The sequence below is a fragment of the Pelagibacterium montanilacus genome, assembly GCF_003992665.1.
Lineage (GTDB): Bacteria > Pseudomonadota > Alphaproteobacteria > Rhizobiales > Devosiaceae > Pelagibacterium > Pelagibacterium montanilacus.
On sequence record NZ_RZMX01000017.1, the window covers coordinates 62,319 to 88,364 of the forward strand.

The 26,046-nt window shown below is 62.9% G+C and carries 24 protein-coding genes and 1 pseudogene; 11 read left to right on the forward strand and 14 right to left on the reverse strand.

The genetic code is table 11. From position 1 onward, the window contains the following. Window positions 1-70: 70 nt before the first annotated feature. From EO136_RS07935 to EO136_RS07955, 5 genes are read right to left on the reverse strand one after another with little or no spacing between them, the layout of a single operon-like run. Window positions 71-1,159, reverse strand: coding sequence for an isocitrate/isopropylmalate dehydrogenase family protein (locus EO136_RS07935; RefSeq protein WP_246018299.1), 1,089 nt, complete (start codon window positions 1,157-1,159; stop codon window positions 71-73). A 41-nt stretch (window positions 1,160-1,200) separates the two neighbouring features. After that, window positions 1,201-1,569 carry a VOC family protein gene (locus EO136_RS07940; protein WP_127143915.1) on the reverse strand — a complete coding sequence of 123 codons (369 nt, stop codon included), beginning with the start codon at window positions 1,567-1,569 and terminating at the stop codon, window positions 1,201-1,203. Window positions 1,570-1,581: 12 nt separating this feature from the next. After that, window positions 1,582-2,694: a Gfo/Idh/MocA family protein gene (locus EO136_RS07945; protein ID WP_127143916.1), complete on the reverse strand. Its 1,113-nt coding sequence runs from the start codon at window positions 2,692-2,694 to the stop codon at window positions 1,582-1,584. Beyond that, window positions 2,691-3,515, reverse strand: coding sequence for a sugar phosphate isomerase/epimerase family protein (locus EO136_RS07950; protein ID WP_127143917.1), 825 nt, complete (start codon window positions 3,513-3,515; stop codon window positions 2,691-2,693). Before EO136_RS07950 ends, EO136_RS07945 begins: the two co-directional genes overlap by 4 nt. 4 nt (window positions 3,516-3,519) lie before the next feature. Further along, the gene (locus EO136_RS07955; protein WP_127143918.1) at window positions 3,520-4,368 is read right to left on the reverse strand and encodes a sugar phosphate isomerase/epimerase family protein; all 849 of its coding nucleotides are present in this window, start codon (window positions 4,366-4,368) and stop codon (window positions 3,520-3,522) included. Window positions 4,369-4,505: 137 nt separating this feature from the next. Between EO136_RS07955 and EO136_RS07960 the strand changes: the two genes are divergently transcribed. Together EO136_RS07960 and EO136_RS07965 are read left to right on the forward strand one after the other, a co-directional pair. Next, window positions 4,506-4,916 carry a GlcG/HbpS family heme-binding protein gene (locus EO136_RS07960; RefSeq protein WP_164730493.1) on the forward strand — a complete coding sequence of 137 codons (411 nt, stop codon included), beginning with the start codon at window positions 4,506-4,508 and terminating at the stop codon, window positions 4,914-4,916. A gap of 60 nt (window positions 4,917-4,976) precedes the next feature. Continuing rightward, window positions 4,977-5,765, forward strand: a complete 789-nt coding sequence (locus EO136_RS07965; RefSeq protein WP_164730494.1) for an IclR family transcriptional regulator — start codon at window positions 4,977-4,979, stop codon at window positions 5,763-5,765. An 87-nt stretch (window positions 5,766-5,852) separates the two neighbouring features. Here EO136_RS07965 and EO136_RS07970 read toward each other — a convergent pair whose 3' ends face one another. The 3 genes from EO136_RS07970 to EO136_RS07980 all read right to left on the reverse strand — a co-directional run bounded on the left by EO136_RS07970 (window position 5,853) and on the right by EO136_RS07980 (window position 10,287). Continuing rightward, a complete protein-coding gene (locus EO136_RS07970) occupies window positions 5,853-6,818 on the reverse strand; it encodes a zinc-binding metallopeptidase family protein (RefSeq protein WP_127143921.1) in 966 nt (321 codons plus the stop codon). 199 nt (window positions 6,819-7,017) lie between these two features. Then, on the reverse strand, window positions 7,018-9,039 hold the full coding sequence (locus EO136_RS07975; protein WP_127143922.1) for a hypothetical protein: 2,022 nt from the start codon (window positions 9,037-9,039) through the stop codon (window positions 7,018-7,020). A gap of 21 nt (window positions 9,040-9,060) precedes the next feature. Next, a complete protein-coding gene (locus EO136_RS07980) occupies window positions 9,061-10,287 on the reverse strand; it encodes an ATP-grasp domain-containing protein (protein WP_127143923.1) in 1,227 nt (408 codons plus the stop codon). A 421-nt stretch (window positions 10,288-10,708) separates the two neighbouring features. Between EO136_RS07980 and EO136_RS07985 the strand changes: the two genes are divergently transcribed. Further along, the gene (locus tag EO136_RS07985; protein ID WP_127143924.1) at window positions 10,709-12,193 is read left to right on the forward strand and encodes a M81 family metallopeptidase; all 1,485 of its coding nucleotides are present in this window, start codon (window positions 10,709-10,711) and stop codon (window positions 12,191-12,193) included. Between the two features lie 24 nt (window positions 12,194-12,217). Then, complete coding sequence (locus EO136_RS07990; protein ID WP_127143925.1) at window positions 12,218-13,411, forward strand: hypothetical protein; 1,194 nt, start codon at window positions 12,218-12,220, stop codon at window positions 13,409-13,411. A 34-nt stretch (window positions 13,412-13,445) separates the two neighbouring features. Here EO136_RS07990 and EO136_RS07995 read toward each other — a convergent pair whose 3' ends face one another. The 3 genes from EO136_RS07995 to EO136_RS08005 all read right to left on the reverse strand — a co-directional run bounded on the left by EO136_RS07995 (window position 13,446) and on the right by EO136_RS08005 (window position 16,625). Then, entirely contained in the window at window positions 13,446-14,276 is an 831-nt protein-coding gene (locus tag EO136_RS07995) for a carbohydrate ABC transporter permease (RefSeq protein WP_164730495.1), read from the reverse strand. Next, window positions 14,273-15,148, reverse strand: a complete 876-nt coding sequence (locus EO136_RS08000; protein WP_127143926.1) for a carbohydrate ABC transporter permease — start codon at window positions 15,146-15,148, stop codon at window positions 14,273-14,275. The genes EO136_RS07995 and EO136_RS08000 overlap by 4 nt, the downstream gene beginning before the upstream one ends. 247 nt (window positions 15,149-15,395) lie before the next feature. Continuing rightward, window positions 15,396-16,625, reverse strand: coding sequence for an ABC transporter substrate-binding protein (locus EO136_RS08005; RefSeq protein ID WP_127143927.1), 1,230 nt, complete (start codon window positions 16,623-16,625; stop codon window positions 15,396-15,398). 180 nt (window positions 16,626-16,805) lie between these two features. Between EO136_RS08005 and EO136_RS08010 the strand changes: the two genes are divergently transcribed. The 4 genes from EO136_RS08010 to EO136_RS08025 all read left to right on the forward strand — a co-directional run bounded on the left by EO136_RS08010 (window position 16,806) and on the right by EO136_RS08025 (window position 20,694). Further along, window positions 16,806-17,588: an SDR family oxidoreductase gene (locus EO136_RS08010; RefSeq protein WP_127143928.1), complete on the forward strand. Its 783-nt coding sequence runs from the start codon at window positions 16,806-16,808 to the stop codon at window positions 17,586-17,588. Then, window positions 17,581-18,648, forward strand: coding sequence for an ABC transporter ATP-binding protein (locus EO136_RS08015; RefSeq protein WP_127143929.1), 1,068 nt, complete (start codon window positions 17,581-17,583; stop codon window positions 18,646-18,648). The genes EO136_RS08010 and EO136_RS08015 overlap by 8 nt, the downstream gene beginning before the upstream one ends. Beyond that, window positions 18,645-19,547, forward strand: a complete 903-nt coding sequence (locus EO136_RS08020) for a MurR/RpiR family transcriptional regulator (RefSeq protein ID WP_127143930.1) — start codon at window positions 18,645-18,647, stop codon at window positions 19,545-19,547. The genes EO136_RS08015 and EO136_RS08020 overlap by 4 nt, the downstream gene beginning before the upstream one ends. A gap of 145 nt (window positions 19,548-19,692) precedes the next feature. Beyond that, on the forward strand, window positions 19,693-20,694 hold the full coding sequence (locus EO136_RS08025) for a LacI family DNA-binding transcriptional regulator (RefSeq protein ID WP_246018300.1): 1,002 nt from the start codon (window positions 19,693-19,695) through the stop codon (window positions 20,692-20,694). Between the two features lie 15 nt (window positions 20,695-20,709). Here the strand turns inward: EO136_RS08025 and EO136_RS08030 are convergent, their stop codons facing one another. Both EO136_RS08030 and EO136_RS08035 read right to left on the reverse strand, forming a co-directional pair. Next, window positions 20,710-21,042, reverse strand: a complete 333-nt coding sequence (locus tag EO136_RS08030; RefSeq protein ID WP_127143932.1) for a hypothetical protein — start codon at window positions 21,040-21,042, stop codon at window positions 20,710-20,712. 125 nt (window positions 21,043-21,167) lie between these two features. Beyond that, a complete protein-coding gene (locus EO136_RS08035; protein ID WP_127143933.1) occupies window positions 21,168-22,007 on the reverse strand; it encodes an alpha/beta fold hydrolase in 840 nt (279 codons plus the stop codon). A 227-nt stretch (window positions 22,008-22,234) separates the two neighbouring features. On the opposite strand from EO136_RS08035, the gene EO136_RS08040 reads away from it, so the two are divergent. Then, window positions 22,235-23,182 carry a 2-hydroxyacid dehydrogenase gene (locus EO136_RS08040; RefSeq protein WP_127143934.1) on the forward strand — a complete coding sequence of 316 codons (948 nt, stop codon included), beginning with the start codon at window positions 22,235-22,237 and terminating at the stop codon, window positions 23,180-23,182. A 103-nt stretch (window positions 23,183-23,285) separates the two neighbouring features. Here EO136_RS08040 and EO136_RS08045 read toward each other — a convergent pair whose 3' ends face one another. Next, window positions 23,286-24,398, reverse strand: a complete 1,113-nt coding sequence (locus tag EO136_RS08045; protein WP_127143935.1) for an iron-containing alcohol dehydrogenase — start codon at window positions 24,396-24,398, stop codon at window positions 23,286-23,288. A 109-nt stretch (window positions 24,399-24,507) separates the two neighbouring features. Here EO136_RS08045 and EO136_RS08050 point away from each other — a divergent pair. Together EO136_RS08050 and EO136_RS08055 are read left to right on the forward strand one after the other, a co-directional pair. Then, window positions 24,508-24,675, forward strand: a pseudogene (locus tag EO136_RS08050) (LysR family transcriptional regulator); the annotation flags it as partial. 101 nt (window positions 24,676-24,776) lie between these two features. Further along, window positions 24,777-25,976, forward strand: coding sequence for an IS256 family transposase (locus EO136_RS08055; RefSeq protein WP_127143937.1), 1,200 nt, complete (start codon window positions 24,777-24,779; stop codon window positions 25,974-25,976). Window positions 25,977-26,046 lie beyond the last annotated feature (70 nt).

Below are 26,046 nucleotides of genomic sequence, written 5' to 3' on the forward strand. Positions count from 1 at the left end.
CATCTGCTGACTGATAACTGTTACATCTCACCCTGGGTCCGTCAAGCCCGTACGTGAAGGCGGGAAGATGCTATCGCAGATGCGAGCCAATGGCTTGCGCGATCGCATCCAGCCCATCCCTGCCACCCTGGTCGAACGGCGTGAGATTTCCGGATGCAAAGGCACTGTCCACCGCGCCCACGATGGCGTTTGCGGCTGCGCGGGGTGCCGCCATGCCGTGTCCAAGTCCGATCCAGTCCAGCATCATGGCTCCTGAAAGTATCATGGCTGTAGGGTTAGCCTTACCTGTTCCGGCATGCCCTGTGCTGCTTCCGTGACAGGGCTGGAAGACGCCATGGCGGTCGCCGATATTGGCCGAGGGCGCATAATTGGCGCCTCCGATCAGCGCGACACCCAGATCGCCAAGGATGTCGCCGAACATGTTTTCCATGACCATTACATCGAACGCCCATGGCTCGAGAACCAATCTTTGGGCCATTGCATCGACGTAGACATGGTCGGCTTGGATATCGGTGAAGCGGGCGGCACGCTCGTCGAATATCTTGCGGAAGAAGGCAAGTGCCGTGAAGAGATTGGCCTTGTCCACGCAGGTGACCTTGCCCTTGCCCTCACTGCCGGCCCGGGCCTGAGCCAGCTCGAAACAGCGGTCGAAAAGTCGCTCCGAGGTATGGCGGGTTACGGTAAGCCAGTCACGTGCAGCGGTGTCGTCGGTGACCGTGCCCTTGCCAGCTGAATCGAACAGCCCTTCGGTCGATTCCCGCACGATCATGATGTCGATGCTATTGGCCCGGGAATCGGCGAGAACGCTCGGCACACCGGGGATCGAGCGGATCGGGCGCAGCCCCGCATAAAGATCGAGATCGAAGCGCAGCTCCAGCTGGGGCGCGATTTCCGTTCCATCGGGATGGGTGACGCCAGGCACCCCCATCGCCCCTACCAGAACGGCATCGGCGGCGTGGGCGGCCGCGCGGCTCTCGCCTGGAAATGCCTCTCCCGTCCTCTGGTAGCAGCCCCCGCCAGCCTCAAGCCAAGTGTAGTCGAGCGAAAAGCCACCGGCGAGGCGCGCGGCCTCGTCAATAATATCGAGTGACGATCGGAGCACCTCCGGTCCGATCCCGTCTCCTCCCAGAACCGCTATGTCGAAACGCGTTTTGCTCACCGGTCCCTCCCCGTCCCCTGCCTTACTCGGATCATGCCGTTCTAGTGGCGCTCCACGAATTCGAGGCGCTCCCCGTCTGGTCCCCGGAAGAACAGGCAGCGCGCCCCGGGCCATAGCTCGATGGCATCGGTGAAGGGCACGTCCGGCTCCTCCTGCCTGACCGCCGCCACCGCGTCCTCGAGACTGGAAACGGAAAAGGCGATGTGATTGACCTGAGCATCTCCTTGCAGATGGTCCTCACCGGCAATCAACTCGATCTCGGCTTCCCCAATGGTGAGAAAGGCAAGCTCGAGGGTCCGGAACGGGCGGCGCTCGCGCAGCGACAGTCCCAGCACTCGAGTATAGAAGTCTATGGAGCGGTTCATGTCCGACACCATGACGCCGACATGTTCGATCTTTTTGAGGTCCATTGATCTATCCTTTCAGGCCGCATGCCAGGCACCATGGCCCGCCGAAGCTTGGATGGCGGCGAGCACCTTCTGGTTTCTCACCCCGTCCGCGAAATCGGGGTGGACTGCCTCCCCGAAGGCCACGGCGCGCGCGAAATCATGGATCTCGATCATCTTTACCTCATGGTACCCCATGCCCAGCGCCGGGATGGGCCAGAAATGGGCGCCGTAGGGGTGCCGCGGCCCCAGATGAATTGTCTTGAAGTCCGGCTCATCGCTGCGGAAATCGCAGACCTTGAGCTCGTTCATGCGCTCATAGTCGAACGCCAGCGAGCCGTTCTCGAAATTGATCTCGAACCCCAGATCATTCTTGCGGCCGGGCGCGAAGCGGGTGGCCTCGATCGAGCCTATGGCGCCATTGGCAAACTCGAGCATACACATGACCTCGTCGTCCACATCCACCGCCTGACGCCCGCCGCCATCGCTCGGGCGCTCGGCAACCCACGTGCGCAGCATCGCGCTCACCCGATCGATATCGCCCAGCAGATAATGGGCAAAATCGACCACATGGGAGCCGATGTCCCCAAGCGTGCCGCTGCCGGCGGAACTGCCTGCAAGCCGCCAATTGACCGGAGCGTCCGGATCGGCCAGCCAGTCCTGAAGGTAGCGCCCCCGAAAGGCGCGGGGTCGTCCCAACCAGCCCTGATCGATCACCGCACGGGCATGGATCACGGCAGGCGTCCGCCGGTAGTTGAAGCACAGCATGGTGCGCACGCCCGCCTTTTGTGCGGCGGCTTCCATCTCCTCGCACTGGGCAACGGTCATCGCCATAGGCTTTTCGAGCAGGATGTGCTTGCCGGCTGCAGCAGCGGCCAGCGCCATCTCATGGTGAAGGTGGTTGGGCGTAAGGATCGAGACCACGTCGATGTCCTCGCGTGCGATCAGCGTCCGCCAGTCCTCTTCCACTTCGGCAAAACCGAAACGCCGTGCAGCCACCTTGGCCGTAGCGGCGCTCGATGCGGCGACCGCCTGCAGTTGAAGATCCACCTCCAGATCGGGAAAGCAGATGGGCAAGGCGCGGATGGCTTGAGCGTGGGCCTTGCCCATGAAGCCGGCACCGATGAACCCGAAACGCAGCGTTTTCATGCTCTTGTCCCCCTCGCGATCGGAATCAGTCTGGTCTCTATGTGCCGATGCATGGCTTGAGCACTGGCAAAGGGCGTGCTCTCTGAAGCATCGAGTTCGGCGACCACCCAGCCATCGAAGCCGGCATCGACAAGGGCCGAGACGACGCCTTCGATATCGACGGTGCCCTGCCCTACTTCAATGTCCTGCCCATTCCGACTGTCCTTGAGGTGGAGATAGCTGATGCGGCTCGCGTACCTCCTGCAAAAGTCGACCGGCTCGACTCCCCCCTTGGCAAGTACGCCCAGATCGGGGCACAGCCCGATGGCTGTCCGCCCGAGAATATTCTCGACCTGATCCTGGTTGTATCCGTCGGGATGGGGGTGAGGATGGAAGTGCGCTACCAGCCCGGCCCGGTCTGCTATCCCCGCGAGCTCGTCGAGCCGGTCGGCCATCATCGCGCAATCATCGGGCCCGACGCCGTTGGCACGAACCGCGCCGCCCCCGACCACGAGATTACGCGCGCCCAAGGCCCGCGCGGCATCTATGACCCGCTCGAACTTGGTGCGCTCATCGGCCCATGCGTCCGGATAGATGAACTGCCCTCCGGTGTAGACTCCGCTCAGGGTCAGCCCTGTCGCCGCGACATCCAAGCGTGCCTGATGCCATTCGATCACATCGCCGTCGAAGGCCTCGATCCCTTCGAAGCCGACCAGCCGAATCTCCTTGGTTGCGCGGGCAAATGGAGGCCTTGCGCGGTAAACCATGTCCTTGATGGACCCCACCCCCGCAGGATGCCCATGCACGCCGCCCCAGGTCTGGCAATGACAGCCGATCTTCATGCGATCACCTCCCCTGCCCGAGAAGCTGGCTTTCGAGCCCGCGCAGGTGCTCGAACGACCGGCGCGCGATCGAGTCGGGATGAGCCGACCGAGCGGTGAAGCCTACTTCCATGGTCACAAAGCCCTCGAACCCGGCTTCGAGCAGCGCTTCCATCACCGGACGAAAGTCCATGCCCCCACTTCCCGGCGCCAGCCGGTCATGGTCGGACATGTGCACGTGATCGAGATGGCTGCCCATGCGCCTGACGGCATCTACCGGGTCTTCATTGCGGTAGAGCGCATGAAAGGTGTCAAACATCACCTTGATATTGGAATGTCCGGCCGCATCCATCATTTCGAGGGCCTGATCGGGCGTTTCGATGAGATTGGAATCGGCTGGCGTTGGCTCCACGCAGATGGTGACGCCCTTGGTCTCGGCATGGGCTGCCACGGCCTTAAGGGTTTCGAGGCTCCAGGCCCATGCCTGGCTGCGGGTGACCCCGGAAATCTGCCAGCCGGCGATATAGAGCACCCTCGACGCGCCGAGATCAGCCGCAAGATCCACCACCGCTTTGTAATGTTCGCGGGTCCAGTCGCGCTCCCGCTCCAGGATTGAGGCAGGGTTGGCGCCCGGCCCGCCGCCAGGCGCAGGGAGCAGGGAAGCGGCCGCAAGCCGGCGTGCCTCGAGCCTTTCGCGTATCGCTGAACGCGATGGGGCATCGAGATAGTCGGGCCAGGCGTGGGGTGCCGCGCACCCGATTTCGATTCCGTCGTATCCGATGTCGGCCAACCGATCGATCACCGTGTCGAGCGGATAGGCCGGAAGCCAACTGGGGAAACTGCTGTAGCACCATGTGTTGAACGCGTATTTCATCACGTCCTCCTCCCTCACTCCTTGCGCACCGGGTCGGGCCCGAATGTCATCCTTGCATGCAAGGTTCTCATATGCGAACCATGTTCGCAATAGCAAACTCGAATCCCTGCGACAGCATTCATTCCAAGGACCCCGCCATGCCCCTGCTCGAGCTCGCCGACCGGCTGGCCTCCATCATCGAAACCCAGGCGCAAGCGCGCCGCCTGCTGGTCACGACCTGTGTGATTGATGCGCACGGCAACATCGTCTTGCTCCGCCGGATGGACGGCGCGATCCTGATTTCGCTCGAGATGGCTCAGCGCAAGGCCTACACCGCTGCGGCTATCGGCATGGACACCGAGGCCATAACCCCGCTTGACCAGCCGGGCGGTGCGCTGCACACCCTGTCTAGCGTTGCCGGTGGTCGATACGTGGCACTCGGCGGCGGCGTCTGCGTGGTGTCGGGCGACCGCCCTATCGCCGGTCTCGGTGTGAGCGGCGCATCTACCCAGGAGGACATCTCGCTCGCCCGCGCCGCCCTTGCGGGCATCTCCGCTGAGAAAAGCTAAGGACCGCCTATGGCTACACCATCCGAGCCCCGACCCATGCGCCCCACGACGGACGACGACATGTCACGGCAAGCCGATTTCGGCGGCAGCGTGGGCCGCGCACTGCGCCTTTTGCTTGACGTGACCCACAGCGCCGAACCCCGCAGCTTTTCCGAGCTCCAGCGTGCCCATGGCCTGCCCAAGGGCACGTTGCACAAAATCCTCGGCACACTCGAGACGATGCACTTCCTACGCCGCGATGCATCGAGCGGACGCTATACAATCGGGCTCGCAGTCCTTGAGATCGCCGCGGCCGCAGCGGCGAGCGCCGAAGACCTGACCCGGCTGGTGAAGCCCACGCTGAGCCGGCTGGTGGCAGACTGGCGCGAAACCTGCCATTTCGGAGTTCTCGATGGACAGGAAGAACTGATCCTGGACCGGGTCGACCCGGTCGACCAGATGGTCAGACTAGCGCCGCTCCCGACCCGACGCAATCCGTTGCATGCCTCTGCCGGTGGTCTTGCGATGCTCGCGATGCCGGGCAACGATGCCATTATTGAGACCTTGCCCGACACCCTGCCACCGACCACACCCCATACCCTCACCTCGCGCGAGGATCTGGTCAGGCGGGTCGAGAAGGTGCGGTCCGACGGCTATGCCCTCGACCTCGAAGAAGCCTATCTCGGAGTGCGCTGCATAGCGGTGGGGATCAACGCGCCGGGTCTGCCCACGATGTATATCAGCTTTTCGCTACCGCTTCAGCGCGCGCCGCTGGACACCCTCACCGGTCTCGAAGTGCCGCTGAGAGCCGCCGCCGACGAGATCGAGCATATCCTCACACGTGTGGTCCCGAACGCAAGCGCGGGATAGAAAACTACCAAACCAAGCCCGAACCTTTCGTAGCTGCGGGGTGGCGCCAAGCTTCAGACGACTGGCGGAAACAGGTCTTCGGTTTGCTCACCGTCCTTGAGCCCCCCTGCGCAGCCAGTCGTGCACGAAGGCAAGCTTGCGCCTTGCCGTATCGGAGAGCACGAACGGGTAGATGTCTGAAAGTCCCATGGACCGATTGGCGTGGTTGACCCCGGCAACGAGGGAGACCGCGATGCTGATCAGCCGGTCTGCATCCGGCTCGGCATAAGGATCCCAGCCGGCAAACGGCAGCTCCGGCATCGAGAAGCCTGCCGCGACGACGCTGTCTGTGATGTCGGTCAGATGCAGCAAATGGGCGGCGGTTTCGGCCCAGTCCTCGTGGGGGTGCGCGGAGGCGTAGGCGGTCAGGAAGCGCTGGTTCCAATCGGGCGGCGGTCCATCGCCATAGTGATGCTGGAGGGCCGCCGCATAGTCCTCTCTTTCGTCGCCGAACATGGCGCGGAAGGCATCGAGGAAATCGTCCCGCAGGCTTAGACGCCACCACAGCATATGTGCGATCTCATGGCGCATGTGACCGATCATGGTGCGGAACGGCTCATCGAGGGCTTCGCGGCGCGTTGTGCTGAGCACCGGATCGGCCTCGGCCACGCTGATGGTGACCACACCATCGGCATGGCCCATCGCGACCGGGGTGACGCCTTCGGCCAGCATGTGAAAGACCGGGCGGACGCCCGGATCCTCGGGGCGGAACCAGTGCCAGCGGCCGAGATTGTCGAGCACCCAACGCTTCGCGGCTTCGGTCTTTGCCCAATTGCCTACAGCATCGGCAATCGTTGTGTCCGGCGCGAGCGCCGTCATTGCACAGGATCTGCAAAACGCGCCCGGTTCGGGCGCAATCCAGTTGCACCCGATCACATTGCGGTTCACGCAGAACGGCGGCGCTGGCAGGAATTCCCGTGCCTGCGGGTCATAGCCAACCGGGGTACCGTCGGCTGTGGCGATGTTATCGAACCAAAGCAGACCGGCCCCGACGGGATTGGAGAAAACGCGCATGCGAGACAAGCTCCTGATGTTGATCTTTCGGCGTACCCTGCAGGCAACGCTCGAAAGGTGCATCCGCTCCGGACCCGATGCCAGAAATTCGGTTCAGAGCCTACCCTGTTCTGATTGGATCGGAACAGGAGCTCCAAGCTCTTGCTTTCTGGCGTTTCCTGCCCGGAAACGTATTTCGCGTCCGGAAAGCCCTATCAATTCACGTCGACTCGACCGACGCCAGACGCGTGATGGCGTCGCCGCCGATCTCATCGCGTCCCGCGCTCCAGCTGTGGCGGGCCAGATCTGCCGTGCGCGCCAGAACATCGGCGGGCGGCCGATTGGCCGTATCCGGGCGCAGCCTGTCCTCATGGAACAGATAAAGACGCGAGGTGAAAAGTTCGAACGGCAGTGAAGCTTCGCCGGGGCGCTCGCCCGATCCGTGGGTCGAAACGACGACGCCCTGACCCCAGTCCTGACCTGAATCGTTGTTGGGGTTGTAAAAGTACACGCGCATCTCATCGTCCTGGTCCGGAGCGACACGCAGTATGGTGATCGCGTGCCAGCCGACGAAGCGCCCACCGGCATCGGTGGCAGCTATCCCTGCGGGCTGGGGGTGCGTCACCGGTTCGCCGCCATTGAAGGCAGGATGGTATGCGGCGTGAAAGCGGCCCACGAAATCCTCGATTCCGGCCAGCGCGCCGGTGGGCACGTCAACAGCTACCGCGCAGGCGCGGCCGACCCACCAGCCATGAAACTCCGGGTTGATCCAGATGTGGGGATCGCCGCTCCGGTCGGCGCAAAGGCGCCCCATCTCCGCGTATATCCGATCGAGATGGTGGACCAGCACCACGGACACCGGATCGGCGTCGAGCGGTGCGCCGGCGGCAAGGCCGGCGGGCAGATCGGCAGAGTCGATGGCGCGTCCTTCGAAGTGCATGGACACCGTATCCAGCCGCGCGGCCTGGGCGACCAGATGAAGCAGATAGTCCGGATCATTGAGGGCCCACATGGCGATGGCCCGCGCCGACTGGCAGGTGGGATTGGCGCCCTGGCCCACGCCCAGCGGCTGGCCGAGCACCATGATGCAGCCCGCGAGCAACAGGTCTGCGGGCGGCACGGCATGGAGGGCAGCGGCAGACAGCCGCTCGGCCACCGGCGGGCAGGGTACGAGCGCGAGCTGGCGCCGGAGGGCCGGCACGATAGGGGGATGATGCAGAATGCCGCGGTCGAGCAAAAGCGACAGGCCATAGAGCGCCTGCGCAGTCTCAGGACGCACCGCACGACGGATCAGCTCGATGGCGAGGCCGCGATGGCACCGCCAGCAGTCGCGGCCCGTATTGCCCAGACCCAGCGCTTCCGGCGCCAGTCCGTCATGGTCCGTGTCCAGCACCCAGAGCAGGAACGCGGCATGATAGTCGGAGACAAGGCCGGTGTCGTGCATTGCCCGCGCAAGACCCTGCGCTTCATGGCGAAGATCGTTCTCGTCCATGGCGGCCAGCCGCTCGCAATAGGGGCCCAGTCCCGGGTCGTCCATGCACGCAATCGTCGGTCCGAAAAGCGCCGAGACGAGGCGATCCGCACCAAGCCTCTTGTCGCCGATGTCGCTGCCGCGATCCCTTAGCGTGATCGCGATCTGAGAGATCATGTCCTTGACGTGGGCGACCTGGATCGGGCGCTGGCGCAGGATGCGCCAGATCTCCGTGACCAGTTCGCCCGTAACGTCCTGAAAGCCCACATGGTCGACGAGATACCGCAACAGCGCCTCTATCGTGCCCTGCCGCCCGGCCGTGGCGCGCGTCGCCTCATCGGTCGCCCCAAAGAACCTGCGCAGATTGAGCGCAAGAACCTGGGTCAGGAAGCGCCGGGCTGCTGCGGCATGGATAGTGGGGTGCTGCGCCTGGCCCTCGGCAACCGCCAGCAGCCGCAGCAGGCTGATGGCCTCGGCCGCGACAGCTGTGGGCGTGCCCCACTCCAGTGTCCCCGAGACGAGGCCGGGCAGAAGATTGGCCGGCGCATCCCAGTCGGAGCCGACAAATATGCCGGCCGCGTCGATCCGCGGCGCCAGAGCGTGCAACCGGTCTATCCCATCGGGACACGCCAACAGGCGGCCTGCCACGTCGAGCACCTGGGTCTGATACCGGGCCTTGGCAAACGGCCGCGCTTGTTCGAGCCGGGACAACGCGCCTTCGAGAATGGCAGCCAGGCGCTCGGGTTCACCGCCGTGTTCGGCACCGGTCATAGGTGCCGGCCAGCGCGCAGTTTATACATAGAAATCAAGTTCCTCCTGCGCCTTGAGCAGATCACGCAGACGGTGCGGGTCATCCCCAAAGAAGTAGACCAGCCCCCAATGGGTTCCAAAGGCGGTTCGTTTGGTCACCTTCTGCTCCATGGGCTGGGAGAGTTCATGGAACTCGAAATACGGGTGCTTCTCGGTTTCTTCCGGAATCTGCATATGCTCGACCACACGGCGGCGGGGATAGGCGCCAAAGCAACCGGCATAGCCCTTGGCATCCTTTACCGGCGTGGGAAAGAAGGCGTCCAGCTCTTCCTGCGTCGTCTTGGGATCGAAGGCGAGCACAATTCCCTGGTAGCCGTTGAACCCATAAGCTCGCTCGATCAACTCCAGCGCATTGAAGCCCGGGGGACGATACGCCACTTCACCGAAGTACATGGTGCCGTCACTGGTCACGAAGTACTCGGGGTGGATGAAGCCGGAATCGATTTCGAAGGCCTCGATCAGCTTGTTGATCTCCGCCTCGATCTTGGTGCGCCAGGATTCCAGTTCGGGCGTGGCCGGCACGAACACCGAATAGCCGAGCGTCACGTATTCAGAGATGTTGAGGAACTGGATCTTGCCGTTCTTGATCCAGGCCTCGACCGCGAACTCCCATCCGTCCAGATGGCTTTCGAGCAGGGCGGGAAACTCGTCGCTGGAGATTGAATCGACATCCTCGACGGTGCGGATCGTACGGTGGCCCAGGCAACCGGCCTTATCGAACGCCTTGAAATGGATCGGGTCGTTCACGTCGCCATCGAGCTTGAGCAGCGTCTGATTGACCCGCTTGAGGAATCGGATGACGTCGGCGTGGTTGTCGGCCTCCTCGAAAATGCCCACCCGGATGCCGGCCAGCTGCGCGCGACGCTTCATGAGCGACTTGTCGCGGAACAGCATCGACTGGCCCAGCAACCGGGGGTTGCCGAGCAGCACCGAGTTGATTGCCCCTGCCCATTCCACGGTCTCTTCATAGAGGGGAATGGCGACATCGCAGCCCTCATCCTTGAGAATCTGCGCGATCTGATGGGAGCGTTCGTTGAGCCGGTCGAAATCCCAGGCGATGAAAGGAATATCGTTGGCCTTGGCGTATTCTTCGGCCCAGGGCGGCGCCACGATCACATAGCGCCGGTCAAAGCGATCGATCGCATCGATGGCGTTCAGCGACCAGCCAAGGATCGCTACGTAGCCCTTATCGGGGTTCTTGTCTGCCATTGGTATTCCTTTCGGTTATCTCTTCGGTCCGTTCAGTGCGCATGCAAACACTCGCTCAGCGCGCATGCTCGCCCGCTGCCTCCGCTCCATTCATATTCTGATCGTGTATCCCTTGGTTTCGCATCATTCCCGTGCATGAGCAATGGCTGCGGGGAAAAGCGGTGAAGTCGCTCGAAGGGCACCGGCCGTTGCGTGTCCTCGAGTTTTGGGCGCGGGGGACCGTCGCCAAGAGCGAAATGACAGAATTCGCTTATGTAAAAAACATACATTTTTGCCACCCTGGCAGCCTTGAAGGCACCTATGTGTCAAGATATTACATTGAACACAGGTCTGCCGAACCCGCCCCGGACGACAGCGGCTGACCCGGCCTCAGGATCCCCTCTCCACTCATCCCGGGGACGGCCCGCAAACGGAGCGTTGCATGCGTATCTTCACGGCCTCGCTGGCCACCGAGACCAACACGTTTTCTCCGGTGCCAACAGATCGTGCGGCCTTCGAGGCGGCGTTCTATGCCGGACCCGGCCAGCACCCCGCGACCCCGACACTCTGTTCGTCGCCGGTCCTGATCCTGCGCACCATCGCCGATGCAGAAGGTCTCGAGGTGATCGAAGGCTCCTCGAGCTGGGCGGAGCCCGCAGGGCTGGTCAAGCACGAGACTTATGAGGAGTTGCGCGACGAAATCCTCGATCAACTCAAGGCAGCGCTGCCGGTGGACGGAGTTATCCTTGGCCTGCACGGAGCGATGGTGGCCCAGGGCTACGACGACTGCGAGGGTGACCTGCTCACGCGCATCCGCGCATTGGTGGGCCGGGACGTTTTTGTCTCCGCCGAATTTGATCCGCACAGTCATCTCACGCCCAAGCGGCTCGAGGCTCTCGATCTTGCGGCGGCGTTTCTGGAGTTCCCGCACACGGACTTTTTCGAGCGCGGCGAACATGTGGTCGGGCTCAGCCTCAGGGCGATGCGCGGAGAGATCAGCCCGAAGATGTCGGTGTTCGACTGCCAGATGATCGGCATCTATCCGACCAGCCAGGAGCCCATGCGGTCTTTCGTCGATCGCATTCGCGCGCTCGAGGGAGAGGACGACATCCTCTCGATCTCGGTGATCCATGGTTTCATGGCTGGCGATGTTCCGGAGATGGGCACGCGGATTCTGGTGGTTTCGGACGATGCGCCGGAGAAAGGCGACGCTCTGGCCCAGAGGCTCGGGGAAGAACTCTATCGCCTGCGCGGCAAGACCTCCATGGACATCCTGCCGATCGCACCGGGGCTGGAGAAGGTCTCCGCGCTGATCGAGACGGCCAGGGACAAGCCCGTGACCATCGCCGATGTCTGGGATAATCCGGGCGGCGGGTGTGCGGGCGACGGCACCCATGTGCTCGGCGCGTTGATCGAGAACGGCTTCGACAGCATTGGGGTGGCGACGATTTGGGACCCGATCGCCGTGCAGTTCGCGCATGCGGCCGGGCTTGGCGGACGCCTGGAGATGCGGATTGGCGGCAAGGCCAGCGCGCTGGCCGGTGCCCCGCTCGACCTGTATGTGGAGATCACCCATCTGAGCCAGGAGGGCTGGCAGAGCTTTCGCGGTTCGCGCGTGACGCTGGGGCGCGCGGCAACGGTGAGGATCGTGGGCACCGAGATCGACATCATCCTGATCTCGAGCCGGACCCAGACCTACGAGCCGGACATCTTTTCCAATATGGGCATCGATTTCGCCGCCAAGCGCGTCCTGCTCATCAAGTCGACCAACCACTTTTTCGCCGGGTTCGAGCCGGTGTCGCGCGCGATCGTTTATCTCGAGGCGCCCTCGACCTACCCTACCGATCCGGCGAAAACCGATTACCGCAAAATGACCCGCTCGATCTGGCCAAGGGTCGCCGACCCGCTGGGGCTGGGAGAGCCTTAACCGAAACTGGAAAAGGATGGCGCCATGCACCTCTCGATCTGGACCTATCCCTGGGACATCGCCGATGTGGGCTTCGATGGCTTCATCCAAGAAGCCCGGGACCGCTTGGGGGTCAATTCGGTCAGCCTGAGCGCATCCTACCATGCGGGCCATTTCCTGCAGCCCAGAAGTCCGAAGCGCAAATCCTATTTCCCACAGGATGGGACCGTCTATTTCAAACCCGATGCGGCCATCTGGGCGGACAAGGAGATCGCGCCCCTAGTCGCCGACCATGTCGGGGAGGCCGGCGACATGATGGCGCGGATCGATGGCCAGCGCGAAGCCAGCGGGATCGCGCCCTCGTCCTGGACGGTGTGCCTGCATAATACGCGTTTGGGCATGGCCCATCCTGGCCATGTCACGCGCAGCGCCTTCGGGGACCCGAACTATTTCAGCCTCTGCCCTTCGAGCCCCGCGGTGCGCGCCTATGCGACTGGCCTGGTCGCGGACCTGACGCATCGGTATCTTCCCCGGGTCGTGGAGCTGGAAACGCCGGGGTTCATGGGATTCGACCACGGCTATCACCATGAGAAGGACGGGATGGGGCTGAACCCGGAAGACGAATTCCTGCTCTCGATCTGCTTTTGCGCGCACTGCGTGTCGGCGGCGGGCGCTGCCGGGGTCGATGCGGAGGCGGCAAAGCGGGAGGCCAAGGCCATGATCTCAGCGGCCTGCGACCGGGCGGTGCCCGAGGTGCAGTTCCCCGGTTTTCCAGCCAAGGGGATTGCGGCTTTCGCCGACCATGAGGCTCTCGTGTCCTACCTCGAATGGCGGAAAACGCCAGTGACCGGACTGGTTCGCGAAATCAAGGCAGCGGCGCATCCCGAGAGCGCGATCGTGGTGATCTCGGGCGCGCAGGGGTGGCGCGAGGGGATCGACAATGGCGAGGTCGCTGCGGCCTGCGACGGGCTGCTGGTGTCGCTCTATGACCTTGAAACAGCCCAGATCACCCCTCTGGTCGACGCCATGAGGGCGCTGATCGGGCCTGATAAGTGGCTGATCGGCGGGTTGCGGGTGTTTTACCCCGAGACCCGGTCTGGCGACCAGCTCGAAGGGCGGGCACGCGCGGCGAAAGCCGCCGGCTGCAACGGGCTGAATTTCTACAATTACGGACTGATCCCGGAACCGCGACTGGACTGGATCGGCCAGGCCTGCCACGCAGTGCGCGACGAGGCCTGACCCACATTTCAATCCATTCTCTCTCCGCTCGGCGCTATTTGACCGCGCCGAGCGCCAGACCTCGCACCAGATAGCGCTGGAGCCATGCGAAGACGAGTGCCACCGGCAGGGTCGCCACGAAGGCGGCTGCCATGACGTGGTGCCATTCGACCGTGTAGCGGCCCGCGACCAGCGAGAACACCTGGATGGGCAGCGTGTAGCTGTCCTGGGACCGCAGCATGGTCAATGCGATGACGAACTCGTTCCAGGCGTTGATGAACGCAAAGAGCGCTGTGACGGTCATCGCCGGAAGGGCAAGCGGGAGGAATACGGTGACCAGAGCCTGCCAGGGGCTTGCGCCCTCGATCCAAGCGGCCTCTTCGAGGTCCTTGGGAATGGTGGAGAAATAGCTCTGGAGCATCCAGACGCTGAACGCGACGGCGAAGGCCGCATAAACGAACACCACCGAATTGACGTTGTCGAGCAGCCCGAGCCAGACCACCAGCCGGAAGAGCCCAATCACCAGAACGATGGGGCTGAGCATCTGGGAAACGAGGAGAAACTGGCGGAAGAATCCCTGCCCGGCAAAGCGAAACCGGCTCATGGCATAGGCGGCGGGAATGGAGACCACCAGCGCAATTGCCGTGGAGAGAAACGCCACATAGACCGAATTCCAGAGCGCGCGCCCGAAATTGGTGGCGTCCCACATGGTCACGAAATTGGACCACACGAATTCGCTGGGCCACCAGGTGGGCTGGAGAACCTCTCCCGGCGGCTTGACCGCGGTGAAAAACATTACCGCAAAGGGAAACAGGACGAGGACGATCAGCGGGCTGAGCAGGGCCCAGGATACGATCGTGCGCTTCCACTTACGTGTCAGCTTCATGAGCGTTCTCCCCTCATGGCCAGCCGCACATAGATGATGGTGAACAGCAAGAGCAGCGCGAACATCATAATCGAAAGCGCCGAGGCATCGCCCAGCCGACCGAAACGGAAGCCCAGCTTATAGAGGTAAGTGACCAGAATGTCGGTGGAATTGGCCGGTCCGCCCTGGGTAGTGGCCCAGATGATGGGGAATGAGTTGAACACGTAGATCGTGTTCATGACCACGGCGATGTTGATGAAGGGCTTGAGCAGCGGCAGCGTGATCTCGCGGAAAATCTGCCAGCCGTTGGCGCCCTCAAGCTTGGCCGCCTCGTAAAGATCGTCGGGAATCGAGGAGAGGCCACCGAGAAAGATCGTGATCGCGAAGGGAAGCGTAACGAGAATCCCGATCATGATCTGGACCGGAAAGGCCGTTGCGGCCTGTGCGAGCCATTGAACGTTTGCGTCCAGCACCCCGACAGCGCGCAGACCGGAATTGAGCATGCCGCTTTCGCCATTGAGCGCCCATCGCCAGACGATGGCGGTCATGGTGAGCGATACCGCCCAGGGCAGCATGACGATGACGCGGGCGACACTGCGACCATAGAAGTCCTCATTGAGGATCATGGCGACCGGCAGGCCGATCACAATTGCGCCGCCGACGATGGCCAGCGTCCAGATGCCGGTCCGGCCAAGGGCGCCGAGAAATTCGGGATCCCGTATGACCGACATGAAATTGTCGAGGCCGGAAAAGCCGCGCAACTGGCCGAAGCGGTTGACCTCGTGGGTTGCGATCGTTCCCAGTTCGTAGAGCGGCCACAAGATGATGAATGCCGCGAGGAGAAACCCTGGAGCAATGAGGACATAGGGATTGACGAGGATCGATCGGTTCATGCGGTCCTGGCTGTTGATCGCGCTGCTCTCGGGGTATCGGTCTCGATGCGTGGTGCAGCAGATCTGATCATATCCGGTGTGGCGTCGGGTGCCCCCGCCCGAACGTCGCGTTCAGGCGGGGATCCATGATCGGGCATAGCCTTGCTAAGCCTGCCCGGGAAGGTATCGACCCCGGCATATTGGGCGCTGCGTTGCGGAGGTGAAATTCACCTCCGATGGACACGCCCGCTGCTCCGGGGACCGGCCATTACTGCAGAATGGCGTTGATGCGCTCGGCGGCTTCATTGAGCGTGGGCTCGATTTCGCCGTCACCGAGATAGATGGTCTGGAGCGCGTCTGAAGTGATCGCCGCGATTTCCTCCCAACCCGGGATGACCGGTGCGAACCGGGCGTCGGGCAGAAGGCCGGTGAACTGGCTCAGATCGGGATCCTCGGCAAAGGCGGGATCCTCAGCCACGGCGGTGAGCACAGGCAGGAATCCCTCGCCCTCCGAGAAGCGGACGCGCCATTCGGGCGAGAAGATGAAGTTGAGGAACTCCATCGCGCCTTCCTTGTTCTGGGCATTCTCGAACATGATGATCGAGTCCGTTACTCCATAGGTGCCGCGATCCCCGTCGGGCCCGGCCGGGATGGCGGCAACCCCATAGGGAAGATCGGGCACTTCGTCCGCGATCTGGTTGGACAGGAACGGCGCGGTGATCATCATGCCGACGCGACCCTGCTTGAACAGGTTCTGGACGTCCTCGCGCGAATAGGACGTTACGCCCGGCTGGGTCAGGCCCTCGTCGATCATGGACTTGTAAAGCGCGGCGGCTTCGTAGGCAGCCTCGCTGTCGAGGCCCGAGGTGCCGTCTTCCTCGATCAGCTCGCCACCATAGGACCATAGCGCGTAGTAGAAATAGACGTCGGTCTCGATCTCATTGCCCTGCAAGCCGAAGCCGAAGGTCTCGTCATCGAGCGCGCTGATCTGTTCGGCGGCAGCGACGAGCTCCTCCCAGGTCTCGGGCACAGCCTCGACCCCGGCCTCTTCCATCAGCTCAGTGTTGTAGTACATGGCGCGCGCCGAGGCGGCGATGGGAAGGCCATAGGTCTGGCCGTCCATAACCGAAGGTTCGAGGAAGGCGGGGATGAACCGGTCCGTCAGATCCGCGTCCATCATGTCATCGAGCGGGGCGGCAATGCCCTCGGACACGAAGTCGATCAGCCAGCGGGTCCCGATGATCGAGAGGTCGGCATTGACACCGCCGGAAATGTCGGTGGTCAGCTTCTGGAGGAGCACGTCCCACGGCACGACTTCAATTTCGACCGCAGTGCCGGTTTCTTCCTCGAACGCGGCAGCCGCTTCCTGGAAATAGGGACCGGTCAGCGAGCTGTACTCGGCGACAGTGACCCGGACGCTCTGGGCTTGCGCCGCGCCGGCCATGAGCGAGAGCGCCGCGCCGGCCAACGTCGCCTTCTTGATGGCATCGAGAGACATGAGTTTTCTCCTTAGGTTGCAAGGGCCACGTCCGAAGACGCAATCTCCTGCATGACGATGCCTGTCATTTTTTTTCATACTGACACAGGAATGCAAGTGAAAATCCAAACCCGTGTTGATTTCTTTCACAACGCCTGACAAGCTCCGCTCACTCTGACCAATCAATGGATGGCGCATTGCATGATTGATTTTTCGGGTAAGCGGATCGTGGTGACCGGCGCGGCGGGAGGCGTGGGCAAGGCGCTGACGCGCGTGTTTTCGCGGGCCGGCGGGCATGTGATTGCACTCGATATCGACGGCAAGGCGCTCGCGGGCATCGGCGCCGGTGAGATTCATACGGTCGATCTCACCGATCTTGGCGCCACGCGAGAGACCATCAATGCGATCCTCGCCGATGGCGCTCCGGACGTCGTGCTGAGCAACCTGGGATGGACGCGGGCGGAAACGTTCGATGAGCTTGACGACCAAAGCATGGCCTTCGAGCTCGACATCAACCTCGGAGCCTCCATGCGGTTGTCGCGCCTGCTGCTGCCTGCGCTTGTCGAAAAGGCCAAGACCGATCCGGTCGCCTATATCTTCATTTCCTCGGTCAACGCCCACGCCCATTTCGGCAACCCCGCCTATGCGGCGGCAAAAGGGGGGCTGGAAGCCTGGTCGCGCGGCATTGCAACCGAGTACGGAGCTCACGGGATCCGCTCGAACGTGATTGCACCGGCCTCGATCCGCACCATGGCCTGGGACCACAGGTTCGAAAAGGATCCCGACGTGGGCAAAGCCGTGTCCCGGCTCTACCCCATGGGACGCATGGTCGAGCCCGAGGAAGTCGCCCATGCCGCAGCCTTTCTCGCCTCGCCGCTGGCCAGTGCCATCACCGGCATCACCCTGCCGGTCGATTGCGGGCTGATGGCATCGAACCTTGGATTTCTAGACGCGATCGCACCAGACAGGATGAATGATGGCTGAGCTTGAACTCAAGAACATCAACAAGCAATTCGGCAAGGTCACGGTCATACCGGAATTGTCGCTGGACGTGGCCGATGGTGAGTTCGTGGTGCTGGTCGGCCCCTCGGGCTGCGGAAAGTCCACGCTTTTGCGCATGATCGCGGGGCTCGAGGAGATCAGCGGCGGCGAGATGCTGCTTGACGGGCAACTGGCCAACGACCTTCCGCCCCAGCGGCGCGACATCTCGATGGTGTTCCAGTCCTATGCGCTGTTTCCGCATATGTCGGCGCGCAAGAACATCACCTTCGGCCCCCGGATCAGGGGCGAGGGCCGCGACCGCATCCAAGAGCGCACCAAGCGCGCCGCGTCGATTTTGAACCTCGACGCCTATCTCGACCGGGCCCCGGGCCAGCTTTCGGGCGGCCAGCGCCAGCGGGTGGCGATGGGGCGTTCGATCGTGCGCGATCCAAAGGTATTCCTGTTCGACGAACCGCTCTCGAACCTCGACGCCAAGCTGCGCATTGCCATGCGCACCGAGATCAAGGCCCTGCACCAGAAGCTGGGGACGACGACGGTCTATGTGACCCACGACCAGATCGAGGCCATGACCATGGCCGACCGAATCGTGGTGATGCAGGGAGGGCGGATCGAGCAGGTCGGGGCGCCGCTCGATCTCTATGACCGCCCGGTCAACAAGTTCGTTGCCGGGTTCATCGGCTCGCCGGCGATGAGCTTTCTGCCGGCCCGGTACAAGGCCGAGGGTAGCGGCAAGGCGGTGTTCGAGAGCGGCGCGGAACTGGCTCTCGGCACCATCGCGGCCGAGGATGACCAAAAGGTCTCGATCGGCATCCGGCCCGAGAACTATCGGGTGGCTCCGGATGGCGCGCTTTCGCTGCGCGTCGAGGTGATCGAGCCGACAGGGCCCGAAACGCTGGTTTTCGGCACCATGGAGGGCGAACCGATCCGCTGCGTGTTCCGTGACCGGCTGGAGGCCAGGCCCGGGGACACGCTCACGCTCCATGCCGCACCCGAGCACGTGCACGTCTTTGCCGCTGACTCGGGAGAGCGGCTGGGCCCATGAGCCAAGGCAGAAGGCCGGAGCGGCATGTCGACATCATCGTGCGGCTCAAGTCGCGGCGCGGCCACGGGCATGGCGCCGAAACCCGGCTGATCGATGCGATCCTGGGCGATCTGCACTTTGCCACCCATGCTTCGGTGACCGAGCTGGCGCGGCGGGCCGAGGTGAGCGAGCCGACCGTGACCCGGCTGGCGCGGGCGCTCGGCTTTGAAGGCACGCGGCAGATGAAGGTGCACATGGCCCAGGCGCTGGCCATCGGCGGGGCCTATCTGCGCGAGGTCGAGCCCGGCGGCAGGCCCGACACGTCCACCCAGATCACGTCCGAAGTGTGCAGCCGGGCCCATGCCGCGCTGGACCTGATCAGCGTGGCGCTGACCAATGTGGATGTGGACGCGCTGGGCAAGACCATCGCCGGGGCCAAGCAGATCATGATCTACGGGACAGGCGGGAACTCCTCGATGGCCGCGACCGAAATGCACAACCGGCTGTTCCGGCTGGGGCTCAACTGCTGCCCCTATATCGACCCCCAGCTCCAGCGCATGAGCGCCTCGGTGGCGACGCATGGCTCGCTGATCATCGCATTCTCGATTTCCGGGCGGATCAGGTCGGTCAACGATGCCGTCTCGATCGGCAAGCAGTACGGCGCGACGACGATCGCCGTGACGGTGCCCGAGAGCCCGCTGGCCGAGACCGCCGATATCCTCGTGCCCTTCCATTTTCACGAGGACGGCAACCTCTACAAGCCCACCTCGAGCCGCTATGCGCTGCTCGCCGTGCTCGACGTGATGGCGATGTCCGCAGCCCAGACCATCGGCCCTGCCGTCCTCGAACCGCTCCGGCGCGTACGCCAGAGCCTTGCCACCTCCGAGATTACCGACCCACTGCATCCGATCGGGGATTAGGGTCTGCGGTGCTGGTGTGTCGTCGTTGGCGCTGAACAACTGTCGCGCCATCGGCCCGCACCGTCGAGAGCACTGGTCAGGGGGGCGATAATCTGGCAAGAGTCACGCCTTGCTAGCGGAACGAACTCGATTGCGCAGAGACCTCATGCGGCGAAAACCGCCCACAATGGTTGACGTGGCCAAGCTGGCGAATGTCGCTCCCATGACCGTATCGCGGGCGCTCAAGGACGATGGTGCCGTAAGCCGGGTCACCCGGGCTCGCGTGAGGGCAGCGGCCGAAGAGCTGGGCTATGTGCTCGATGGCACTGCGGCGGGACTGTCGTCGCGGAAATCGGGCTTCGTCGCCATGCTCATCCCGTCGCTCGACAATGCCAATTTCGCCGCGACGTTCAGGGCGATGTCCGAGCGGATCGAGGTGCACAACCTTCAGATCCTGCTGGGCAACACCAACTATCTGGTCGAGCAGGAAGAGAAGCTGATCGCCCAGATGCTGACCCGGCGGCCCGAAGCGCTGGTTGTGACCGGGGGGACCCATACCGACCGGGCGCGGCGGCTGTTGAACAATGCCGGCGTACCCGTGGTGGAGACGTGGGACCTTCCCCCCGACCCCATCGACACGGTGGTGGGGTTTTCCAACGCGGAGACGTCCCGGCTGGTGGTCGACCATTTCATCGACCGTGGCTATCGCAAGATCGGGTATATCGGCGGCGATACGTTGCGCGACACCCGGGGGCACGACCGCAAGCGCGGTTTCGTTCAGGCGCTCGAGCAGTGGGGGCTCTCGGCTGAGCGCACGATACCCGCCCGCCCCCCGATCACGATGCAGGAAGGCGCCCTGGCAATGCGTCGGCTGCTTGAACAATGGCCGGACACACGGGCTGTGATGTGCGTGTCGGACCTAGCGGCCTTCGGGGCCCTGACAGAATGCCAGCGCAAGGGGATCAGGGTCCCCCAGGACATCGCGATCGCGGGGTTCGGCGCCTACGACATATCGGCCCAGTGCGTGCCCTCGATCACAACGATCGACGTCAACGCGGCTGAGATCGGCGCGCAGACGGCCGAGGTTATTGTCCGCATGCTCAAGACCGAGGGCCTGCAGCAGGAAATCAGGCTCAAGCCGCGCCTTGTGATCCGCGACTCGAGTTAGGCCGCGAGGCCTGATCTAGGAGGGCTGGTGGCGGTCGGCAGAAAAGACGGTGTGAAAGACCTCGCCATCGAACAGCTCCAGCAGCCCTTTTGACGCCTCCCGGCTGCGGGCCCGGGCATCGGAGGCCAGCGCTGCGGCGATGTCCTCGCGCGTCTCGAACTCCATCACGAGCACCAGCGGGAGCGGATGATCCTGCGCATCGGTTTCCACCTGTCTCATCACGCGCACATCGCGAACGCGCGGGAACTGGCGCCACAGCGGAACCATGGTCGTCTCGACGATCTCATCGAACGCCTGGGCGCATCCGGGTCTGACCGTGCCCCGGAAAAAGGCGCAGCGAATGAACATGCTGGTCTCCCTGTTGGTGGCTTTGCGAGAGTTCCTGTTCCGGTCGAGTCAGAACAGGAGCTGCAAGTTCTTGATCTGTCGCGTTTCCGAACCGGAAAAGTGTTGCGCCTTTGCCTGGGAACGCTCTAGGCCCCAAGCTTTCTCGCCGAGAACGCAGTGAGCGCAGAGACGAAGCGTTCGGGATGCTCTGCCTGCAGACCGTGCCCGCCATCGGGGAACGTGATGACGGTCGCGTCGGGCAGCCGGGCAGCGAGTTCGTCGACATCCTCCTGAATCCGAAAGAGCCGGTCGTGAAGGCCGGTCAGGACCAGCGTCGGAAGCATAAGGGCCTCATAGGGCAGCGCCCAGTCGGCCTTGTGGACGCCATGGGCGAGGCGCAGGCGCGGGTTGTCGGGCGGCGGTGCAGTATAATATCCCCCTTCACGGAGATGGCTGGGGCGCATCCGCTCAAGTTCATCGCGCCCCGAGAGGACGGGGCGGAGCACGTCGAACAAAAGCTCGGTTCCGCCGATCGCGATCAGCCGGTCCTCAAGGGTGTTGATCCATTCGGTCTGTGCAGTGGGCTTGCGCAGGGTGTTGATCAGAACAAGACCTTCCGCGCGGGTGCCGGCGAGCCAGGCCCGTGCGGCGAACATGCCTCCAATCGAGAGGCCGACGAGGACCGGTCGCTGGGGCTGCAGGCGTTCACAGACGAGCCCGATATCCGATATGATCTCATCGGGCTCAAGCAAGGCCGTTGCGCCATATCTCGACTTGCCCTGCCCGCGGTAGTCGAAGCTGAGCGTGCCGTATCCCTTCTCGCGCAGCAATGGCGCAATGACCGGCTCCCAGACCTCGGTCGACGCCCCCATCGAGTTGGCGAACACGAATGTGGTCAGGTTTGCCTGCGGACGATGATGGATCGCGTGGATCGCGTTGTCGTCGTCGATTTCAACTTCGGTTGCCTGCGGCTGCACTGCTGTCATGGAACTCCCTCCCTCGGCTGGAAAAGACCTAACATGATATCGATATCAACATCCAGCCCGCACCCACGGATCGCCATGCCTGAAATCAGCAAATTTGAGCAGAATTTGCCCGCAGCAAACCCGCGTTCTCCGCCGATTGGGGACCAGTGAAGCGATACACGGTCTCTAGCCAGTCCGCCCCCCATTTGATATCGATATCATCAACAGTTCGGAGGAGGAGAACAGGCGTGTCGACACCAGAAATCCTGCAGGTTTCCCGTTACCCTGAGGCGATACAGGCCCAACTCGAGCAGCGGTTCAAGGTGCATCGCTATTTCGATGCCGCGGACCCATCCGCCCTGCTCGATGACGTCGGTCCCAAGATCCGGGCGATTGCGACCAATGGGGAAGTGGGCGCCAGCCGCAGCCTGATAGAGGCTTGCCAGGCGCTGGAACTGATTTCGGTCTTCGGCGTCGGCTATGATCCGGTAGACGTCAAAGCTTGTCGCGACCATCAGGTGAAGGTGACCAACACGCCAGACGTCCTGACCGCTGACGTCGCCGACCTGGCCGTCGGCATGATGCTTTGCCTTGGCCGAAGCATGGTTCCGGCCCACCATTGGGTGACCGAGGGCAAATGGGCGGAGCGGCCCTTCCCTCTGTCGAACCGCGTCCAGGGCCGCAAGGCCGGAATTCTGGGACTGGGGCGGATCGGTGAAAGCATCGGACGCCGGCTATTGGGTTTCGACATGGACATCGGATATTATTCCCGCGCCGCCAAAGCGCAGGCCGACGCGTCCTGGACCTATTTCGATACGCCCGAAAAGCTCGCCGCTCACAGCGACTTTCTGTTCGTGAGCGTTGCCGCGGGGGCCCAGACCCGTCACATCGTCGACGAGAAGGTCATTTCAGCCCTTGGGCCCCAAGGCATGCTCATCAACATCTCGCGTGGCGCGAATGTGGATGAAACCGCCCTTCTCGCAGCACTGACGTCAGGCACGCTAGGATGGGCGGCGCTCGACGTTTTCCAGAACGAGCCGACAATCGATCCCCAGTTCCTGGCGCTGGAAAACGTGCTGTTGCAGCCGCACCACGGATCGGGGACCCACGAGACGAGACGGGCAATGGGGCAACTCGTCATCGACAACCTTTCGGCGCACTTCGAGGGTAAGCCGCTTCTGACGCCGGCCCTCTGAGCGCCTGCCTTGGGCTGCAGCTCCTGTTCTGATGGAACCGGGAGAGCATCAGATCGTCGATTTTCCCTCGACGCGCGGCTTGAAATCCGCCGCGCCGGTCGCCTCACATAGCTTGCTCGAGCAGGTCGATATAGTCCTGCTGCGTTGCGGTGCGCGGATTGGTGAGGTGGCAATGGTCCTTCATCGCGTTCTGAGAGACCACCTCCAGCATCGCCTCGGTGACGCCCATGACGCCAAGCCCGGACGGCATGTCCAGTCGGGCGTTGAGCTGGCTGATCGCGACGTCGGGGTCGCCGCCGAGCAGGTCCACGAGCCGGCTCCACTTTTCCCCGATCTCGCCCCTGTTGAACCGCAGGACCGCCGGCATGAGGACGGCGTTGAGCGTCCCGTGATGCAGGTTGAGGGATTTGACGGCACCCAACGCATGGGTCAGAGCGTGGACTGCGCCCAGTCCCTTCTGGAAGGCCATGGCCCCCTCAAGCGCACACATCATCATGTCCCGGCGCGCGTCGACATCGCCTGGATCGGCGACCGCCCGCTCGATCGTGCCAATTCCACGCGCCAATCCATCGATGGCGATGGCGTCCGCCGGAGGATTATAGCTCGAGGCCATGAAGGTCTCGAGGCAATGGGAGATGGCATCCATGCCGGTGGCCGCAGTGAGGGCCGCAGGCAACCCGTAGGTGAGCTGGGGATCGCACAGGGCGATGGTCGGGAGCATGTGCGGGGAGAGAATACCAAGCTTGCGCCCGTCTGCAGTGGTGACGATGGCCGCCCGGCCGACCTCTGAACCGGTACCGGACGTGGTCGGGATGGCGATCATGGGGCACATCCCTGGCTTGATGCGGGACAGCCCGCCCTCGACCACAGCATACTGGGCAAGCGGAGGCTCATGGCTCGACAAAAGGCGCACGGCCTTGGCAAGATCCAGCGACGACCCGCCCCCGAGCCCGATCACGCCGTCGCAGCCGGCACTTTGGAACAGTGCATAGGCCTGGTTGATGGCCTCTTCGGTGGGGTTTGCCGGCGTATCGGAGAAAATGACGGCGTCCGCTTTGAGCAACCCGGCAATCTTTTCGACCATGCCCGTGGCAAGAAGGCCCCGGTCGGAGGCAATCATGGGCCGGCTGATGCCCAGATCATCGATCAGGGCTGGCAGCTGCCCGATTGCACCCTCTCCAAATTCGATCCGGGTCAGATAATTTATAGTGCTCACGGGTCCTCCCCCATCGCTGAAAGCATGAACGGTGATAATTGAAATTTCACATGCTGTTCAAACGATATTAGCTGTTAGAGATATCGCAAAGTTGATATCGTGGCACCGTATGGAAGATCATGATGCTTCACGCGGCCATGAGGCCGATTATCTGATCAGACGCGGTTTGAAGTTGTCGCATCTGCGCCTGATCGTTGCGCTTGAGGATGCAGGGCAGATCACTGCCGCTGCGCGGGCGCTTGCCACGACCCAATCTGCTGCATCCCGGCTCCTGAGCGGATGGTGTCCCTGGAGGTGGTGTAGGTTCTGAGGAGAGTGGTCACCGGCGGTTTTCCGGTAATGTCGGGTTGTTGAAGCCACAATCCGAAAGGACCACCGATGACCACCGATATGATGAACCTTCGCGCTCTGGTCGAACAGACCCCCGACGCCGATATTTTGCGTGAGATGATCGGCTTTGCCGCTGAACGCCTGATGGAGATGGAAGTGGGCGCTGCCACAGGCGCTGGTTATGGAGCGAAGAGCTCCGATCGCCTGGCCCAGCGCAATGGGTATCGCGACAGAGACTGGGAGACACGCGCCGGCACTGTCGAGCTGCGCATTCCCAAGCTGAGGACAGGGTCCTATTTCCCAACCTTCCTGGAGCCGCGCCGCATGGCCGAGAAGGCTCTAACCGCAGTTATCCAGGAAGCTTACATCCAGGGCATTTCCACCCGATCAGTCGATGATCTGGTCAAGGCCATGGGGATGGGCGGCATCTCCAAAAGTCAGGTGAGCCGGCTGTGCGAAGAGATCGACGATAAGGTCAAAGCCTTCCTCGATCGCCCCATCGAGGGTGACTGGCCCTATCTGTGGATTGATGCCACTTACCTCAAGGTGCGCCGCGGTGGGCGTATCGTCTCGGTCGCCGCCATTATCGCCATCGGCGTCAACAGTGATGGCAGGCGTGAGGTTCTGGGCATGGAGATCGGGACCTCGGAAGCCGAGCCGATCTGGACAGCGTTTCTGCGCAAGCTGACCCGGCGGGGGCTACGTGGGGTCAAGCTCGTGATCTCCGATGCGCACGAAGGGATCAAGGCGGCCGTCAGCAAGGTGTTGTGCGCCACTTGGCAACGATGCCGGGTTCACTTCATGCGCAACGTTCTTGCCCATGCCGGAAAGAGCGGGCGCCGTGTCGTCTCTGCCTTCATCGCCACGGCCTTTGCGCAGGAAACACCAAAGGCGGCCAGTGCGCAATGGCGCGCCGTCGCCGATCAGATCCGACCCAAGGTGCCCAAGCTGGCCACCCTGCTCGATGAGGCCGAGCCTGATGTTCTGGCCTACATGTCGTTCCCACGCGAACACCGGACCAAATTGCACAGCACGAACCCAATCGAGCGTCTCAACGGCGAAATCAAGCGGCGCACCGATGTCGTGGGCATCTTTCCCAATGATGACGCCATCGTGCGCCTCGTGGGCGCGTTACTGCTCGAACAGAACGATGAGTGGGCCGTCCAGCGCGCCCGCTACATGACACTGGAAACAATGAGCCAGATGAGCGATGATCCCCTCATCAGCCTGCCGCCCCTGGCCGGCTGATCCGACACCGGCAGTGCCGGGAAATGCGTGGCGGCCCAAACCAACCTACACCACGCCAGGGGACACCATC